Source organism: Mucilaginibacter sp. KACC 22063 (assembly GCF_028736115.1).
In the GTDB taxonomy this organism is placed as follows: Bacteria; Bacteroidota; Bacteroidia; order Sphingobacteriales; family Sphingobacteriaceae; genus Mucilaginibacter.
Genome location: NZ_CP117877.1, coordinates 1,921,476 through 1,938,730 on the forward strand (window position 1 = coordinate 1,921,476; position 17,255 = coordinate 1,938,730).

9 protein-coding genes are annotated in these 17,255 nt (G+C 42.2%); 2 read left to right on the forward strand and 7 right to left on the reverse strand.

From position 1 onward, the window contains the following. Positions 1-2 precede the first annotated feature (2 nt). Complete coding sequence (locus PQ461_RS08565; RefSeq protein WP_274303306.1) at positions 3-257, forward strand: hypothetical protein; 255 nt, start codon at positions 3-5, stop codon at positions 255-257. Position 258: 1 nt separating this feature from the next. Here PQ461_RS08565 and PQ461_RS08570 read toward each other — a convergent pair whose 3' ends face one another. Then, complete coding sequence (locus tag PQ461_RS08570) at positions 259-681, reverse strand: secondary thiamine-phosphate synthase enzyme YjbQ (protein WP_274303309.1); 423 nt, start codon at positions 679-681, stop codon at positions 259-261. A 184-nt stretch (positions 682-865) separates the two neighbouring features. Here PQ461_RS08570 and PQ461_RS08575 point away from each other — a divergent pair, with 184 nt between their 5' ends. Further along, entirely contained in the window at positions 866-3,094 is a 2,229-nt protein-coding gene (locus PQ461_RS08575) for an ATP-binding protein (protein ID WP_274303310.1), read from the forward strand. Between the two features lie 13 nt (positions 3,095-3,107). Here the strand turns inward: PQ461_RS08575 and PQ461_RS08580 are convergent, their stop codons facing one another. From PQ461_RS08580 to PQ461_RS08605, 6 genes are all read right to left on the reverse strand, one after another. Continuing rightward, positions 3,108-3,779, reverse strand: a complete 672-nt coding sequence (locus PQ461_RS08580) for an NAD-dependent epimerase/dehydratase family protein (protein WP_274303313.1) — start codon at positions 3,777-3,779, stop codon at positions 3,108-3,110. Positions 3,780-4,026: 247 nt separating this feature from the next. Next, complete coding sequence (locus PQ461_RS08585; protein ID WP_274303315.1) at positions 4,027-7,215, reverse strand: glycoside hydrolase family 2 TIM barrel-domain containing protein; 3,189 nt, start codon at positions 7,213-7,215, stop codon at positions 4,027-4,029. Between the two features lie 132 nt (positions 7,216-7,347). Further along, a complete protein-coding gene (locus PQ461_RS08590; RefSeq protein WP_274303316.1) occupies positions 7,348-8,676 on the reverse strand; it encodes a vanadium-dependent haloperoxidase in 1,329 nt (442 codons plus the stop codon). Continuing rightward, complete coding sequence (locus tag PQ461_RS08595) at positions 8,673-12,008, reverse strand: VCBS repeat-containing protein (RefSeq protein ID WP_274303318.1); 3,336 nt, start codon at positions 12,006-12,008, stop codon at positions 8,673-8,675. Before PQ461_RS08595 ends, PQ461_RS08590 begins: the two co-directional genes overlap by 4 nt. Before the next feature lie 93 nt (positions 12,009-12,101). Further along, positions 12,102-13,781, reverse strand: a complete 1,680-nt coding sequence (locus tag PQ461_RS08600) for a RagB/SusD family nutrient uptake outer membrane protein (RefSeq protein ID WP_274303319.1) — start codon at positions 13,779-13,781, stop codon at positions 12,102-12,104. Positions 13,782-13,792: 11 nt separating this feature from the next. Further along, a complete protein-coding gene (locus PQ461_RS08605) occupies positions 13,793-17,002 on the reverse strand; it encodes a SusC/RagA family TonB-linked outer membrane protein (protein WP_274303320.1) in 3,210 nt (1,069 codons plus the stop codon). Between the last annotated feature and the right edge of the window lie 253 nt (positions 17,003-17,255).

A 17,255-nucleotide genomic window follows, 5' to 3' on the forward strand; every position in this document is an offset into this window, starting at 1 on the left:
ATATGTTATTAATAGAAAACAACACACTCGACTCACAGATTGACACCCTGAACTTCATCAATGCTTTTTCGCCTGAAGATGATGAACTGGTAGATGATGAAGAAGACGAAAACTTTGATGACTGGATGAATGATGAAGATGACCTGAATGAGATTAGAGTAGGCGATGATCTTAACGAGCCGGATCCAGAAGATGACGATCATCTTCCTGACGAATTTGAGGATGGAGATGCTGACGATTTGAGCGACGATTATTAATTCATTCGCCCCACGCTGTAATCACAATTCTTCTTGGCCCGCCGTAATTACGATGTTCGCATAAGTAAATGCCCTGCCAGGTACCTAAGGCAAGCCTGCCATTACTTATCGGTATAGTTACCGAATTGCCAAGCATTGCAGCTTTTATATGTGCAGGCATATCGTCCGGGCCTTCGTCGTTATGTAGATAGTCCGGATCATTTTCTTTGACAGTTTTATTAAACCACATCTCAAAATCCTGACGAACCGTAGGGTCAGCATTTTCGTTTATGGTTAAAGATGCCGATGTATGTTGGATAAAAACCTGGCAAAGGCCTGTTTTAAGTTCTTTTATTTGTGGTAGCCCATCTGTTATTTCATCTGTAATGAGATGAAAGCCTCTGCGGCGTTCTTTCAATGATTTGATTTGCTGATAAATTTTCATTTGGTTTCTAATGTAGTAATCAAAATAGAAATCGTATTATTTCAAAATTGTGAAAAATTTAAGGTTGTAATTAATTAAGTATTGATTTTCGATTTTAGTTTTATCTTTGATCGCGTAATTTTTCACTGATACTTAACTTATACGATACAATCAGTTATGTATTTATAAGAATATTTCCCTATTAATGTTTATACCCAATCTCACTAACTGCGATAAAGAGCCAATACATATTCCTGGCAAAATACAATCGCATGGCTTTTTAATAGCGCTTGACCAAAAATATAAGGTTGCGTATAGCAGCGAAAATATTTCTGAATACATACCGTTGACTGCTGTAGAGATCCTTGATAAACACGTTAGTGTTATAGAATCTTACCTTGAACGTGGCGGTGGCGATGAACCTTTTTTAGTGCAGCTCATAAAACTTGGTTATAGCGCCAAAGGCTTTGAGCCAGTAAACCCTTATGTACTGAGTATTAAAGGAAAGATATTTAACCTGATCATTAATAAATCAGCAACATATTACTTGCTGGAGTTTGAGCCGGAAATTTCTGACCTGCGTGCTGATCTTCAGCGTGAAGTTGGGCGTTCGCTTGCTGAGATGCTTACCGATAAAAGCCTTTCTCAATTACTGAATAAAACTGCCGAGCAGGTTAAAGGTATTATAGGCTATGACCGTGTAATGATTTACAAATTTCATGAAGACGGCCATGGCGAGGTTGTAGCGGAAGCCAAAAATGAGGGATTAGACAGTTTGTACGGACTGCACTACCCGGCAACGGATATACCTAAACAAGCCCGGGAACTTTACAAAATTAACCTGATACGCCTTATTGCAGATGTTAATGCGGAACCATCAGCTATTGCTACCGTTGCAGATCATGATGCAAATCCACTTGACCTTACCCATTCGGTATTAAGGGCGGTATCGCCGATACACATTCAATATCTTAAAAATATGGATGTGGCATCAAGCTTTAGTATCTCGCTGATTAATCAGGGCGAACTATGGGGCTTGGTGGCTTGTCATAATTATTCGCCACGATTTATTAATTACCGCGAACGCGAATCGGCAAAGCTGGTAGGGCAGGTGCTATCTTCTGCATTAAGTTTCCGCCAGAATGAAGAAGATCAGCAAGTATCTAATAAGCTTAAAGCTGCTATTGATGCAATAACGCGTAATTTGCTGAGAAGTAATGATATAAATGAAGCATTGTGTTGTAGTGAAGTCACTATTCAGGATGCCGTAGACTCTGAAGGAGCAGCACTGCTTTTTGATAACCATGTTACGTTAGCAGGCAATACCCCGGACGAAACTTTTATAAAAGAGCTTGCAGTTTGGCTTGAACAAAATATGGAAGGTGATATCTATCAAACCAATCAATTGCCAAATGTATTTCCGGCTGCGGCTGAAATAAAAGATACCGCAAGCGGTATTTTGGTGTGCCGTATATCCCGCGAACTAAACGAATACATGATTTGGTTTAAGCCTGAAGTAGTGGCAACTATTAATTGGGCTGGTAAACCAGGAAAGCCTACTGTTTTCGATGAAAACGGGATGGCGCATATATCGCCAAGAACATCTTTTGAACTTTGGTCCCAGCAGGTAAATAATATTTCAACGCCCTGGACACCACAAGATTTAAGATCAGCAGTTCAACTTAGAGATGAGGTGAATTATGCCATAAGCCGTAGAGCAAATGAGCTGCGTAAACTTAACGAAAAACTACGCGAAGCTTATGATGAGTTGGATGCATTTAGCTACACCATTTCTCACGATCTTAAAAATCCCCTTACTACTATAAAAAGTTATTCGCAACTGCTGAATACCAAGTTTGAGCTTGAGCCAAAAGCGAAATACATGGTTGAGCGCATTTTGAGCGGTGCGCAGAAAATGCAGGAGATGATTCAGGAAGTGCTCAATTACTCAAAAGTAGGCCAGGCAAAGATAGAGTCGAGGCCAATAGAAATGAGCAAGATGCTGATTGATTTAAAACACGATCTGTTGATTGCCAGCGAAAATGAAAACCTGACTATTAATATCGGCGAAACGCCACCTATACAAGGTGATGAGATCATGGTGTTCCAGGTGTTCTCTAATTTAATGAGCAATGCGGTAAAATACTCTAAAAAGAGTGATAACCCTGTGGTGAACATTAAAGGTGAACATACATCAACCCATGTAGAATACGCGATTTCGGATAACGGAATCGGTATTAAACCTCACGAAGTACATAAGATATTTGACCTGTTTAACCGTTCAGACGAAGTTAAGGACTATGAAGGATCAGGAGTGGGACTTGCCATTGTTAAAAAGATAATGGAAAAGCATCAGGGCAGGATATGGCTGGAAAGTAATTACGGCGTGGGCTCTACATTTTTTGTGAGTTTCCAACGCTTTGATACAGTCTAAGTGATTTAATAAATCACTTAGCGCCAAGTTTAATAATATCCTTCCCGTCGACCACATTTTTGTTGAATCCATGCAGGGTAACATTGATCATCGCCAATGTAAATTCGTGCATGGTGCAAAAGCCCTTAGGGTAAATTTTCCGGCCAATAGGAAATATCCAGTTGATATACCTGTAAAATTTATGCGCCTTGCTTTGGCCTCTGGTTGGCTTGATAAAGCCTGGCCTAAAGTTGAATTGCTGTTTAAAAGGAAGCATGCTCAGGTGGTTTTCTGTTTTACCCTTTACCCTTGCCCAGCGCACTCGGCCTTTCTCGCTGCTGTCAGTACCTGCACCTGAAACATAAGTAAAAGTCATGCCCGGGTTTAAAGTACTTAATGTTTCAGCAATGTGCATGGTTAGGGTATATGTTGTTTTGTAATAGTCCTCCGCATTTATGCCCACCGATGAAATACCGAGGCAAAAGTAGCAGGCATTATATCCCTTTAACTGATCAACAATAGGCGATATGTTGAAAAAATCAGTATGGATGATCTCTTTTAATTTGGGGTGGGCAATACCCAAAGGCTTGCGATTGATAATTAGCACGGCCTCAACCATAGAGTGATTAAGACACTCCAACAAGACGCCTTCGCCAACCATTCCGGTTGATCCTGTTATAATTACCCTGATCTTTTGCTGTTCCATACTTTTACAGACGATGATGAGCTAAAAAAATTTTACTTACATTATAAAAAGTAAGTTGTCTTTTATGTTTTAGTTTCCGTATTAATATATTTCTGTAGCTGCGTCAAATCATGAGCAGGTACACAAAGAAGCTTATAGAAACAAAAAGCCAAACCTTGTATAAGGTTTGGCTTTAATTCACTTTAAGATATAATATTCAGTTAGGAGATCTATTCACTGTATGGCGATAAATTCTCGCTATAATAGTTTATAAAGTAATATCATAACTGAAGGTGGTTTTCTTACCATATACACGGTATTGCTCCAGTGGCCTTGGCCCGCAGCCATTAGAGCCGGCGCCCAAAGTTTTATGGCTGATTACCAAAACCGTATTTTTGCTTTCAGGCAGATCGATCTTATAGGCAACAGGCGCCATTTCTTCGTCTGTATAAGGCAGCGCCGATACCTGCATCATTGATGTATCTGCTTTTACCTTTAATTTCATGCCATTGGCTGCTTTAAGGTTAGCCCAGCGCACATCTTCATGATTACCGCATTCCATAGGTTTTTCATAAGGGGTTAGTTGCTGTAAAACGGTACTAAAGTAATGGCCAACATCAGCGCCGCGTTTACGGTCTGCATAGTTTTCCATCGGGCCGCGGCCATAATAATCAAACTGGTTTAGCTCACGGTCTAACAGCATGCGTACACCCATCCTGGCAAGCGAAAAGGTAGAATCACTGGTACTTACTTCATTTTCAGCGTGGATTCTTCCATCTATATTAATAATATATACGGCTTTGTGATCAACCTTGAAATTTTGTCGTCCGTAGCCCGACAAGTCTGCACTGATGCGGATGGCGCCGTTGCCGGCCTCTTTGTAGGTAACATTATTTACTTTCCAGCTTAAACGGGTTAACCCTTTTTTATCCCAGTCTGTATAGGCCCACATATCGTCGATCTGGTGGGGCGCGCGCCATAAGTGTAAACGAGGGCCTCCGTTATCTGATAACAGGTTACGGCCGTTTTCATCGATACGTGTAAAGGTGCCTTTTGCCTTGTCAAATGTTAAAGAAAAGCCACTGCCCTTAATGGTGATCAATCCGCCGTCCTCGGTTGCTGCCAGCGTACCTTTGGCATATTTTACCTCGTGAGCCGGTTTGTTGTTAGGTACAGCAAGTTGTTGTGCTGCAACTTCAAAGCCTTTAGGTGCCCAGCTTTCATCACTATTTAAATGCAGAGACAGCCTTATAAAATATTCGCTGCCGGGTTTAGCTTTTAAAGGGTAGGAGATATGTACTGCTTTTTCGGCTCCGGGTGCAATTTCGCCAGGATTAAAGGTTCCGCTGGCAATCTGGTCGCCATTTTCGGTAAGCGACCATTTGCCCGAAAATTTGTTCAGATCAGTAAACTGATACCTGTTTTTGATGGTAAAATCACCTTTAAGTGCATCGGTTGCCTTTATGGTAACCCATTGGTAAGCATGTTTCAGCTCAGGGTAATGAGGTTTTAAGGTGCGATCTGAAAAAACAACGCCTTTGTGGATGAAATAATGATCGTTCGGATATTCGCCGAAGCCGCCGCCATAAGCAGTTATATGATGTTTAGGATCGCGGTCGTTATAAATACCCTGATCCTGCCACTCCCAGATGGCACCACCCATCAGCGATGGGTACTTGTCAAAAAGATCGTTATACAGATCAACAGACCCCATAGAGTTGAACATAGCATGCGCATATTCGCATAAATAAAAAGGCTTGGTCAGCTTGTCGTCATTGGCATTGCGTTCCACGTCATCCAATTGGGTGTACATTTCGCTGTCAATGTCAGCAGGGTTTTTACTGCCGATACCGAAACCCTGATAGTGGGTAGGGCGGGTATTATCAATTGATTTTATTACATCAAGTACCGCCCTGAAGTTAGAACCACCCGAACCGCACTCGTTACCCAAAGACCAGATCAGGACCGAAGGGTGATTTTTAAAGTTCTCTACATTCGCCCTGTTTCTTTCAATAAGCGCTGCTTTAATGCGTGGCTCCTCGTTAAACTCATCCCAGGCGCCGTGGCTTTCCACATTAGCTTCGGCTACCAGGTAAATTCCATATTCGTCGCATAGTTCATACCAGCGTGGGTCGTCAGAGTAATGGCATGTGCGCACATGGTTACAATTTGCCTGTTTAATCAGCAGGATATCACGAACCATTTGCTCTTCTGTGATGGCATGCCCGTCGTCAGGCCAGTTTTCATGACGATTGACACCTTTCAGTTTTACAGGTACACCATTCACGGTAAATATCCGCCCCTTTATTTCTATCTGCCTGAAACCTGTTTTTGACGAGAGTTGTTCCACATTACCCTGTCCATCTTTTAAAGAAAGTACTGTTGTATATAATTTGGGCGTCTCGGCGGTCCATTTTTCAGGAGCTTTAACAGGTATATCGGTATTTACTACCACTTCTTCGCCGGGTTTAAGCGCAGGTACATCCTGTACTGCATTTACACCTGCAACCGGGGTATTGCCATTGTACAGATCAATGTTCAGCTTGCGTGCCGGAACATCACTGGTTCCATAGTTTTTAATTTTGGCGCTAACATGCAGCACCGCATCACGAAATTGAGAATCAAAGGTGGTTTTGATGAAATAGTCTCGTATATGTTCTTTAGATGTACTCCACAAGGTTACGTTTCGGAAAATGCCACTTAACCGGAACATGTCCTGGTCCTCCAGATAACTGCCCGTAGTAAAGCGGTACACTTCAACGGCGATGATATTGTTGCCAGGTTTTACAAATTTGGTGATGTCAAATTCGGCAGCATTACGGCTGTTCACACTGTAGCCAACCTTTTTACCGTTTATCCATAAAAAGAAACCGGCATCAACACCATCAAAGGTGATAAAGATCTGCCTGCCATTCCAGTCTGCAGGTACCTCAAAATTACGGCGGTAACTGCCAACAGGGTTGCGCTCCTGGTATGCCGTAAAGTTTACCGGAGGCGTGCTCATTACCTTCGGAAAATCCTTTTGAAAGATGTAATTATAGTTGCTATAGTAAGGTGTGCCGTAGCCCTCTACCTGCCAGCAGGAAGGTACTTTGATATCATGCCAGGTAGATACATCGTAATTGGTTTTGTAGAAGTTAACGGGACGTTTCTGGGGCCAGTCGACCCAGTTAAACTTCCAGGTTCCGTTAAGGCTACGTGCGTATGAAGAAGCATGCCTGTTGGCCGTAAGCGCTTCTTTTAGCGAAGCATAAGGCATCAGCGTTGCATGGTCTGGCTCTTTATTGATTCCGATGCATTCAGGATCCTCAATCTCTTTGGGGACAAGTGCAGTGTCTGAGGATGAAAAAAGATGACTGATCTCAGTCGGCTGCGCCCGCAAACTGCTTGTACCCAACAAGAGAGCTGAATAAATGAAATAATATTTAAAACGTTTTACCTTGAGTTTTTTAATCATAAAAATTGCGATAAATAAGATGAGATAAATGTTAACTATTGGGCCTGCAACAATATATGTAAGTTTTATTAACTGTACTGACATTTGCCTGCATATTCATTGGCTAAAGTAATTAAAAAGGTATTTTCCTGTTTATCTTAATTCCTTTGTTTGTGCATATTTCTGTATCACCCAGTTACCTACGTTATTTCCTTTCTCTAAACCTTTACTTATCGCATCGGTAAAATGTATGCCACCGTAAAAGCGCGAAACTGCCGCTTCTTGCGCAGCCTGGGCAAATGAAGAAAAATGACGGGACGGAACACCATAAGGCGCCTCTACATTGTCAAGATAATGGAAATTGTTTCCCAGGAAATAACTCAGGATAACTGCTGATGTTGCTGACACAACAGAATGGCCGCTTAAATACTCAGGAAATGGCGGAGTTTGTAATAATGGCTTCCAGTTTACATCAATGTACTTGCGTATGGCTGTTTCAGGGCGAATGCGATTGGTTTTATATTTATAATCCCAACAGCAAATAAAGCCGTCCATTAAACCGATAGATAACACGGTATGTACCTGTAATGCTTTTGCAAAGCCTGTTTTTTGCTGAACGCAAGCCAGTGATGCAATACCAAGCCAATGTGCCCCCGGCGAAATCTTTTTTAAACCGATCAGCATGTGGCCTGTAGCTTGTACCGCAAAAGGATTACAATCCCAGAAATTAGCGATGTTCTTTTCTTCCTGTGTTAAATCGTTAGCCCCCTTTTTATAGTTTTCCAGCATTAAGCCATAGAACACACTGTTTTTTTTGGATGAGAACGGGATAGGATATTCTCCAAAAAACTGGCTTACAGAATCTAAGGTAAATGGCCGTATGGTATTAAAATAAGGTTCTACCGGGGCCATGTAAGATGGGGGAGTAGGGTCCCATTCGCCATCTTTTTCTGTTGGGGTATAACGTGGGAAGTTGCTCGTTTTATTATATCTGTCGCTTTTGGCATAAGCCAGAACCGCTTTGCTGATATAAGCCGCGTATTGTGCCGAATTAGTAATTGTTTCATCAGAAAAACCAATGCTTTTACAAGAGTCTATCAATCTTTGCTCTGATTTTTTTAAAAGGTAGCCTGATGGTTGCAGCGTTTCCGCAGTTTTGTACATAGCTAATATCGCACTCAGATCAGTGCTGTAACCCCTGATATCCGAGGGCTTTGCTATTTTGGGATAGCCATTCAAAATGCCGTACATCGGTTTTAAGCTTTTGCCATTTTGCGAAACTATTTCATACCCGGACAGGCAGGAATAAGCATAAAACCTTGTTGCCAAAGGCGGATTGGTTACATCATGTACCATCAGGGCTGTCATTTGATTGATAAACCTGGCTACCTCACGTTCTGTTAATGGTTTATGGTTATTACTACGGCATCCCATCGAAACGATAAGAAGCCCGCATATTACCAGTTTAATGCTTTTTTTCATTCCCTGCTTTGTTTATAGGCGACGATGCCTGTACCATTTATACCAAAAAGATAGTCGTTATTGATCTTTACCACACTACGTACATCACCCTTTATGTTAAAGCCAGAATGTACCTGATCAATGTAAGTGAAGTGCCCCGCTTTATCACCTTTTAGCAGTATGCCGTAGTTAGCATCGTAGCGTCCGAAGTGTATCCGCTCATGTGATACATTGCCGCACAAGATCACACTGATATTGCCGTCATTATTAAGATCAACACAGCTGATGGTGTAAACGGGCGAATACTGCGCCTGCGGAGGTAAGGCGATCTTAGACAAGCGACCCGTTTTATTACTGATGAAACAACTTGTTTCCAGGCAGTTTGCCGTTAAATGCCCCGCACTTTTAAGTTCCTCGTCCGAAAAAATATCATGAATGGTGGCATCAGCATAACTTTTATAATCAGGAAAGCGCGGACGCATTTTACTCATCTGGTCAAGCAACTCGTCGCGCGTAACACAGGGATAACTTTTATGCTGGATATAAAAGCACAAAATGGGGTCAACAGAGCCGTTATCATCAAAGTCTTTATAATACATTTCGGCTGGTTCTTTGTCTGAAGCCTTGCATTGTGAATTGGTACCAAGGTTTCCAGCTAAAATATCCGGTTTACCATCGTGGTTAAAGTCAGCTACGGTAAGTGCATTCCACCAACCCCTGTAGGCTTTATCAAAATAATTACTTGTTGCATCAACCAACCGGGTGCCGGTATTCGTGAAAACGGTAATAGGCATCCATTCGCCAACTACTATAAGGTCTGGCTTGCCGTCGCCGTTCATATCAGTCCATGCTGCGTCTGTTACCATGCCTATGTGGCTTAGCTTTGCATTAAATTTGGCTGTTTCGTCAATAAAAGTTCCTTTGCCATCATTAATCAATAAATAACTTTGGGGCGTTTCCGGGTACCTGCCGGGTATTACGCGTCCTCCTACAAAAATATCAGGATGCCCGTCTCCGTTCACATCAGCTATTTTAACACAGCCTTTGCTTCCTGATACGTGCGGCAAACGGTTATTGGCCAGCTTAAAATTCCCCTTGCCATCGTTCATGTACAGGCGGTCTGCCAGTCGTGCATCATCCGGAAAAAAGTCTCCGTATCCGCCGCTGGCTACATACAGGTCAATTTTGCCATCGCCATCAGCATCAAAGAAAGCAGCCGAAGCATCAGTAATTCCTTTACCTGAGTTAAACCCGGGTTGAGGTTGCAACGCAAACTGATGATTGGCTTTCTGGATATAAATGGCACCTGTTGTACCATTGTCCGCTCCAACGTAAATATCTTCCAGGCCGTCGCCGTTAATATCAGCCTTAGCCATACACGGGCCTGAGAATGATAGCGGGTTTACAAGCAGCGGCTGTCGTTTATAATCGTTAATAGCTGCACTGTTATATTTAATTTTAACCGGCGGTTCTGTTTGTTTGAATATAGGCTTAACTGCATTTGCAGGAGCAGCAGCAGTTTGAGCATTTTTTTCATCAAGAATAATGCGCTGATTGGCCTTTACATTTTTAAGTACCTGTACTTTACCGCGCTGCCATACAATCTTTACCGAGTCTGCTGTGCTTTCTTTTCCTAACCCGAAATGTAAATACGGCGATACGCTTGACTGATACCCGCGTGTAGGCATTTGCTCCAGGTATTGATGTTTTTGTCCGCAGTATACATATACTTTAGCGCCAATACCCTGTGTGTTTTTATCAGCACCTTTTAATTCAATGGTTAAATAATGGTTTTTACCAAGAACCGATGCTTGGTTTTGGTAAATGAAAGCAGGTTTGTTGATATTGTTAACCACCATGTCCATGTACCCGTCATTGTCCAGATCTGCAAATGCCGCTCCGTTACTGTTTGACGGCTGGGTAATACCCCATGAGTCGCTCACATTACTGAAGCTGTTGCCAGCATTGTTTTTGAAGAAATAGCTTTTAACGTTTGAAAACGGGATCTGCTTTACCAGGTTCAGCAAGTCTTCACGTACCACTTTGCGGTTCATCAGCTGGTCGCCTGCAAATTTAAGGAAGTCCATATTGGTGTAATCACGGGTATAGCCATTGGTTATAAAAATGTCTTTCCATCCATCATTGTCATAATCGGCAAACAGGGGCGCCCAACTCCAGTCGGTGTTTGAAATTCCCATTTGCTGGCCTACTTCGCTAAAGGTTGAATTACCATTATTAAGCTGTAGCATATTGCGCATATACTGGTAATGGAAGCCCGATTTTACATTCAGGTCAAAAGCCTCGTAATTGTCGGCACCAAATAACAGTTTTTGTCTGCGATTATCTTCGGGCAGCATGTCCAGTGTATATATATCAGGCAATAGGTCATTGTTGATATCAGCAATGTCATTACCCATAGAGTAAAAGGAGGTATGCCCGATTTGCTGTTTCAACTGATCGGTAAACCTGCCATTGCCCATATTGATATAAAGGCGGTCTGGTACATTGTAATCGTTTGAAATATAAATGTCAGGCAAACCGTCGTTGTTAATGTCCGATATGCCTGCTGCAAGGCCGTAGGAGAGGGTGGTGTTAACAATGCCAGATTTATTTGTCACATCTGTAAAATGCCCGTCATCATTTCTTAACAGCCTGATACCGGCTTCATTGTCGTTTTTTGCCATCAGGCTGGCAACTGTAGAAACATCTGAAACATTTAAACGTTCGGGGTTGTGATTGACTAACAGCAAATCAAGGTCGCCATCTTTGTCGTAATCAAAAAAGTAGGCTTGTGTAGCGTACGATGGAAAACTAAGTCCATAATCGGCCGCCATTTCTTTAAAGTGCGGCACTTTCTGAGCATCATTGCCTTGGTTGATAAATAGCTGAGGAATGCGTTTTTCAGGTCTTACATGTCCCGAATAGCTAAGGAAAATATCCAGTTTACCATCGCCGTTGATATCTACCAGTGTTACCCCTGTTTTCCATGGGCCGGGCCTCCCGGCCACATCCGCTGTACCGGTTACATCAGTAAAGTGCATACTTCCTTTATTCAGATAAAGTTTATTATCGGCCATATTAGCCGAAAAATAAATATCCTCTAAGCCATCGCCGTTTAAATCGCCTACAGCCACCCCGCCGCCGTTATAAAAATATTGGTACAGCAACACATTGGTATTGATGCCCTCGGTTAGTGTATCTGAAAAGTTAATGCCGGTTTGTTCGGGTTGAAGTTGCTTGAATAATGTTTTTTCAACAGGCCGGTCTGTTAGGGAACTTTTGCATCCGTAACAATATATAAGCGCTACGGCTACCGCAATCAACCGGATGGGAAATTTGAATGATAGGTTCATAAAAATACAGCGGTCAAAAAAAATAATTTAGCCATAATTAAACAAAAAGCACGACCCCGGCAAGGCCAGGACCGTGCAATTGGTTAAACCCGATTAATAACCGGGGTTTTGTTTAAGTTTTTTGTTCTGTTCAATTACGCTTTGCGGTATCGGAAGCCAGTTCATATATTCAGAGAATGAATTTTTGAAAATCTGAACCGGTGTATAAACAAGCTTCTTGGTCGTTGGATCAACAGTTATTTTCATACCATACTCGGCAGAAGTTAAAACTGCAGGGCCTTTGGTTGTAATATCCCATCTGCGGATATCATACCAACGCTTATCCTCAAAAGCAAATTCAATACGGCGTTCGCGGCGTAATACGGTACGCATATCCGATTGCGACAAGCCTGGCGTAACCGCTGGTAAAGATACCCTTGCCCTTACCAGGTTAACCGCATTATATACGGATTGGTCGGGTCCAACGGCTTCATTCTGTGCTTCAGCATAGTTTAGCAGTACTTCTGCATAACGGTAAAAGATGTAATTTGACGTACCCGGTGAAATACCAAGACTGGTTTGCCCGTTGATAGACTCGTCCAGTGTTTTCTTAGCGTTATAGCCGGTATTGGAAATATCGCTCGACGATCCAAGATCGATCTGGTTATTTCCGCCAATTCGTGATTGCCAGATATCGCCCTGCCATGAAGAACCGTCATAAACGATGGATTCATAGAAACGTTTTTCGCGTCCTACATAAGGGTTTTGCGGGTCATAACCAGATGTTGGATCAGTGATTGGTTTACCGTTATCCATTTCATAATCATCAACAAGGTTTTGGGTTGGTGCAAGGTTACCCCATGCCTGCTGGCCGCCATGTACAATTACAGGTCCTAATGTACCTTCTCTGTTATGTCCCTTGTTTGGCGCAGCATATCCACGTGCAAATATGGTTTCAGAGTTCCAGTTGTTTGTTGACAAAAATTGCTGCTGATAATCAGAGAAAAGTGAATATTGGTTAGAATTGATCACCTGTAAATTTGTTGCTGCCGCTTTAGCCCATTTACCGGTATCATTTGACGGATTAGACAGCGGACTGGCAGCAAAAAGTTCAACCCAGCCTTTAAGGGTCAAGGCAGCACCTTTTGTAGCCCGGCCATTTTGAGCAGGTTTATCAGGTAAAACAGAAGCAGCTGCGTCACAGTCGGCTTCAATAAAAGCCAGTGTTTGATCTGCGGTGCTGCGTTCTACAAAAATATCCGATCCGTCGCTATTATCTAATGGCTTGGTGATAATGGGTACCCCGCCATAGTTAGTGTAAAGAATAGAGTAGAAGAATGCACGCAGAAACGTAACCTCAGCTACACGCTGTGCATACCAGGTAGCCGAGAAGTTAGCTTTGTTTTTTGCAGCCTGATCTAAAAAAACATTGCATTTACGAATGTTTGAAAACTGAGTACCCCAGTTGAACGAGCCAGCAGGGCCACCAGGCACATTGGTAGGGTTAATACCGTTTGCCCTTACTGTAGTTTGCCCCGTCATCCAGGCAGCTCCCGGGAAGTCATTATCTGTATATTGGTCCAGCACCTGGTACTCATTATTCATATCAGGCAGTTGATTGTAAATGTCATTTACAAATAGGTCTGCATTTGATTCGGAACTAAATGTGGAAACATTCGTAAGAGATCCTTTAGGCGGAACTTCCAGAAAATTGTCCTTTTTACACGCCGAAATACCCATAACGAGCAAAAGCAGCAAAGTAATTGAAACGTTGTTTGAATATCTATTTTTCATGTTTGATCAAGTTAAAATGTTGCGTTTACACCAAATGAAATAACCCTTTGCTGAAAGTAATTCTGGTTGTTACCCCCTTGCTCGGGATCATACGTTTCCTTAATGCTAGGTGTCCAGGTAAACAAATTTTGTCCCGCCGCAAAAACTCTCAATGATTTAATAGTGCGTCCAAGCAATTTATTAGAGAAGGTATAACCCACCTCAAAACTTCTTAAGCGCAGGTAACTGGTATTACGCATCCACCAGGTAGATTTTTGTGTGTTGTTTGAAGTAGGTGTGCCTGTAAGCCTTGGATATAAGGCATCGGTATTGGTAGGTGTCCAATGATCTTTGTATACAAGTTCTGTAGCAGATCCGGATGCCTGAAATGGCCAAACAAAATAGTTATTAAAGTAATTGGTGCTAAGCCCCGAACCCTGGAATAAAAGATCAATATCAAAGTTCTTATAAGTAACACGAGGTTCAAGACCATAAATGATACCTGGCGTGCTTGGATGCCCAATATCAGTTATGTCATTTGCATCAATTTTGCCATCATTGTTTAAGTCGGCATATTTGATATCCCCCGGCCTGACTGTGCCGAAACTTGGTACTGGTATGCCTTGTTTTAACACCGGAGATGCTGCATTCGGATCAACAAAGTCTGCCGGTGTAAAATAGCCTAAAGCTTTTAAACCAAACTGTTCGCCCAGTGGCCTGCCGGTTTGGCGCCTGTTAGGGTTGTTAAATGTCGCACTGTTCTCATACACTTGTAACAATTTGTTTTTTGCGTAAGTAAAGGTACCCTTTACATCAAGGCGAAGGTCGTTGTTGAATTGTTTAAATGTGGTTAATGTAAGGTCGATGCCTTTATTTTGCATAATACCGCCATTGATTAACCCAACGCCAATACCATATTCGGCAGGAAGTGAATTGCCAATGCCTACCAGCATGTTTGAGCGTTTCTCATAAAAGTAGTCAGCCTCAATGCCTAATGCACCTTTCCATAACGATGCTTCAAAGCCAACATCTGTTTTATTGGCTTTTTCCCAGGTAATATTCGGGTTACCCTGTAATGCTTCGTAAATACCCTGTGTAGCAGAACCACCTATTACAGCCGAGTTGCCATAGGCGTTGTAAGGGCTCAAGTACTGGTAGGTTTGGATATTTCCGCTTACGCTGGGATAGGCTCCGGACTGTCCCCATGAAGCACGAAGTTTCAGGTTGTCTATCCAGGTAATATCCTTCATGAATTTCTCCTGTGAAATACGCCAGCCGGCAGAAAACGCCGGGAAAAATCCAAAGCGATGATTAGGACCGAACAGGTAGCTGCCATCGTAACGGCCGGCTGCCTCAAATAGGTAGCGGTTATCATAAGTATAACCTAAGCGATAAACATAACCTATTTGCTTTTGTCCGCTTGAATAACCGCTATTGGTTGCATCTGATGGTGCCGGGCCACCAAAATTCAATTCGTCAATATTTAGGTTGTAGTTGATACGTTGTGCACCAAAAGTTTGGTAGTTTACATTGCGGTATTCAAATACAACTAAACCTGTTACTGCACTTTTGCCGAAGTTGTGCGCATAATTAAGCAAGCCCTGGTAAGTTAAGCTAATGTTTTGTGCATAACCTTCTGAAAATGATGCTTTTGAATTGCCTTGAACATTGGCAGTGTAGGTATAAGGCGTAGTAGTAGTGTTTACATTATAAAACGGAACAGGGGTAGCATACCGGCGTGAAAAGGTTGTAATGTTACCGCCAAATAAAGGATCGGGGCCGCTATCATAGCTAACAACACCTTTGATACTTAAACCATCAATGGGTAGTTTCTGATCAATGTATAATTGGCTGTACAATACCGTGTTGTGATTGGTTTGATAACCGCTGTGATAAATCTCACCGATAAGCGACTGGCCGATATAGCCACTCCATAAGCCATTACTATAATATACTGGTGTGGTTGGAGCCTGGCGCATAGCCTGGTCTATAATAGTACCCGCGCTAAACGCTGGGAAATGCTGATCTTCTACCGAGCTATTAACGGAGATGCCTACATTGGTTGTAGAGGTGGCTTTTGCGGTAACACTTAAGGCACCATTGTATTTGTTAAGATAGGTGGGGTCCCACATACCCGCCTGGTGCGTATAAGCTACAGAGGCAAAATACTTAACATCGTCATTTCCGCCCGATAAGGTGATGTTATGATTGGTAATGGGCCTGTTGCTTTTAATGATATCTTGCAGCGGATGCCCGTCGGGGTGACCATCCGGATCTGAATGATCCTGGTATTTTTGGAGGTCTGCTGCTGTTGCAAATGGTTGATAGGTACTACCCTGATCATGTGCATCATTAGCATTAGCCTCATTACGCATTAAGGCATATTCATAAGAGTTAACAAATTTAGGCACCTTTGTAGGGTTTTGTACACCGAAGTAACCATTATAGGTTAAACTTGCCTTGCCTTGTTTACCCTGTTTGGTGGTGATCAGTATTACACCATTGGCCCCGGCTACACCATATGGCGCCACAGCAGCGGCATCTTTCAGGATACTTATAGTAGCAATAGAGTTAGGGTCAATACGGCTGAAATCACGTGGTACACCATCAACTATGGTTAACGGATTGCTACGTCCAATTGAACTTGTACCGCGGATTTGAATGCTTGAGCCATCATAACCGGGCTCGCCGCTGCTTTGGGTGATGATAAGCCCCGATGCACGGCCAACAAGGCTGTTGGTTACGTTTACAACCGGTTTTTGAGCTATTTCCTGTGTATTAATAGTAGATACCGCAGCGGTTGTAGATGTTTTTTTCTGCGTACCGTAACCAACGACTATCACCTCGTTAATATTTTTTGCAACCGAAGGCTGTAGTTTTACATCGAAATAGCTTTTGCCTTTTACAGGTATTTCAATAGCATCATAACCGATATATGAAAATTGTAAAACATCAGTTTCATTAACCTTGATAGAAAAATTACCATTGGCATCAGTAACGGTGCCTGTAGATGTGCCTTTAACTTTAATGGAAACTCCCGGTAGGGTTTGGCCGTTGGACGCATCCTTTATGTTACCTTTTAAAACAATAGCGGCAAGGTGGTTAACCTTAAATTCAGTTGTTTTTAAAAGTGAGGCAGTGGCTGGCTGCCATATACCAGATGCCATTGCAATGGCAACAGCACCAAGGTAAAGTTTAGGCCTTTTAAAAAAACGATCTTTTTTTAGTAAAGTCTTTTTCATAATTGAGGTTTAATTGAACTGATAAGTGATTGATCGATTTACTTGGGGAGATTTCGTCTTTTTTCTCTTCATAATTGATTGAATTTATACTTGTTAATAATTGATTACAAGGCGTACCATACACACCTATTGTGCGTAGTGAATTTTTAAATGGCTATAATAATTGGTTATAAAAACAGGAATTTTACGATGGAATTGCCGTCAATTACCTGTTATTTGTTTACCAAAATATTCATTTTTTTTAATAAAAAAA

Bases quoted from the DNA above. Each gene is read 5' to 3' on its own strand.
- PQ461_RS08565 (WP_274303306.1), top strand. From the start codon at position 3: ATGTTATTAATAGAAAACAACACACTCGACTCACAGATTGACACCCTG.
- PQ461_RS08570 (WP_274303309.1), bottom strand. From the start codon at position 681: ATGAAAATTTATCAGCAAATCAAATCATTGAAAGAACGCCGCAGAGGC.
- PQ461_RS08575 (WP_274303310.1), top strand. From the start codon at position 866: ATGTTTATACCCAATCTCACTAACTGCGATAAAGAGCCAATACATATT.
- PQ461_RS08580 (WP_274303313.1), bottom strand. From the start codon at position 3,779: ATGGAACAGCAAAAGATCAGGGTAATTATAACAGGATCAACCGGAATG.
- PQ461_RS08585 (WP_274303315.1), bottom strand. From the start codon at position 7,215: ATGATTAAAAAACTCAAGGTAAAACGTTTTAAATATTATTTCATTTAT.
- PQ461_RS08590 (WP_274303316.1), bottom strand. From the start codon at position 8,676: ATGAAAAAAAGCATTAAACTGGTAATATGCGGGCTTCTTATCGTTTCG.
- PQ461_RS08595 (WP_274303318.1), bottom strand. From the start codon at position 12,008: ATGAACCTATCATTCAAATTTCCCATCCGGTTGATTGCGGTAGCCGTA.
- PQ461_RS08600 (WP_274303319.1), bottom strand. From the start codon at position 13,781: ATGAAAAATAGATATTCAAACAACGTTTCAATTACTTTGCTGCTTTTG.
- PQ461_RS08605 (WP_274303320.1), bottom strand. From the start codon at position 17,002: ATGAAAAAGACTTTACTAAAAAAAGATCGTTTTTTTAAAAGGCCTAAA.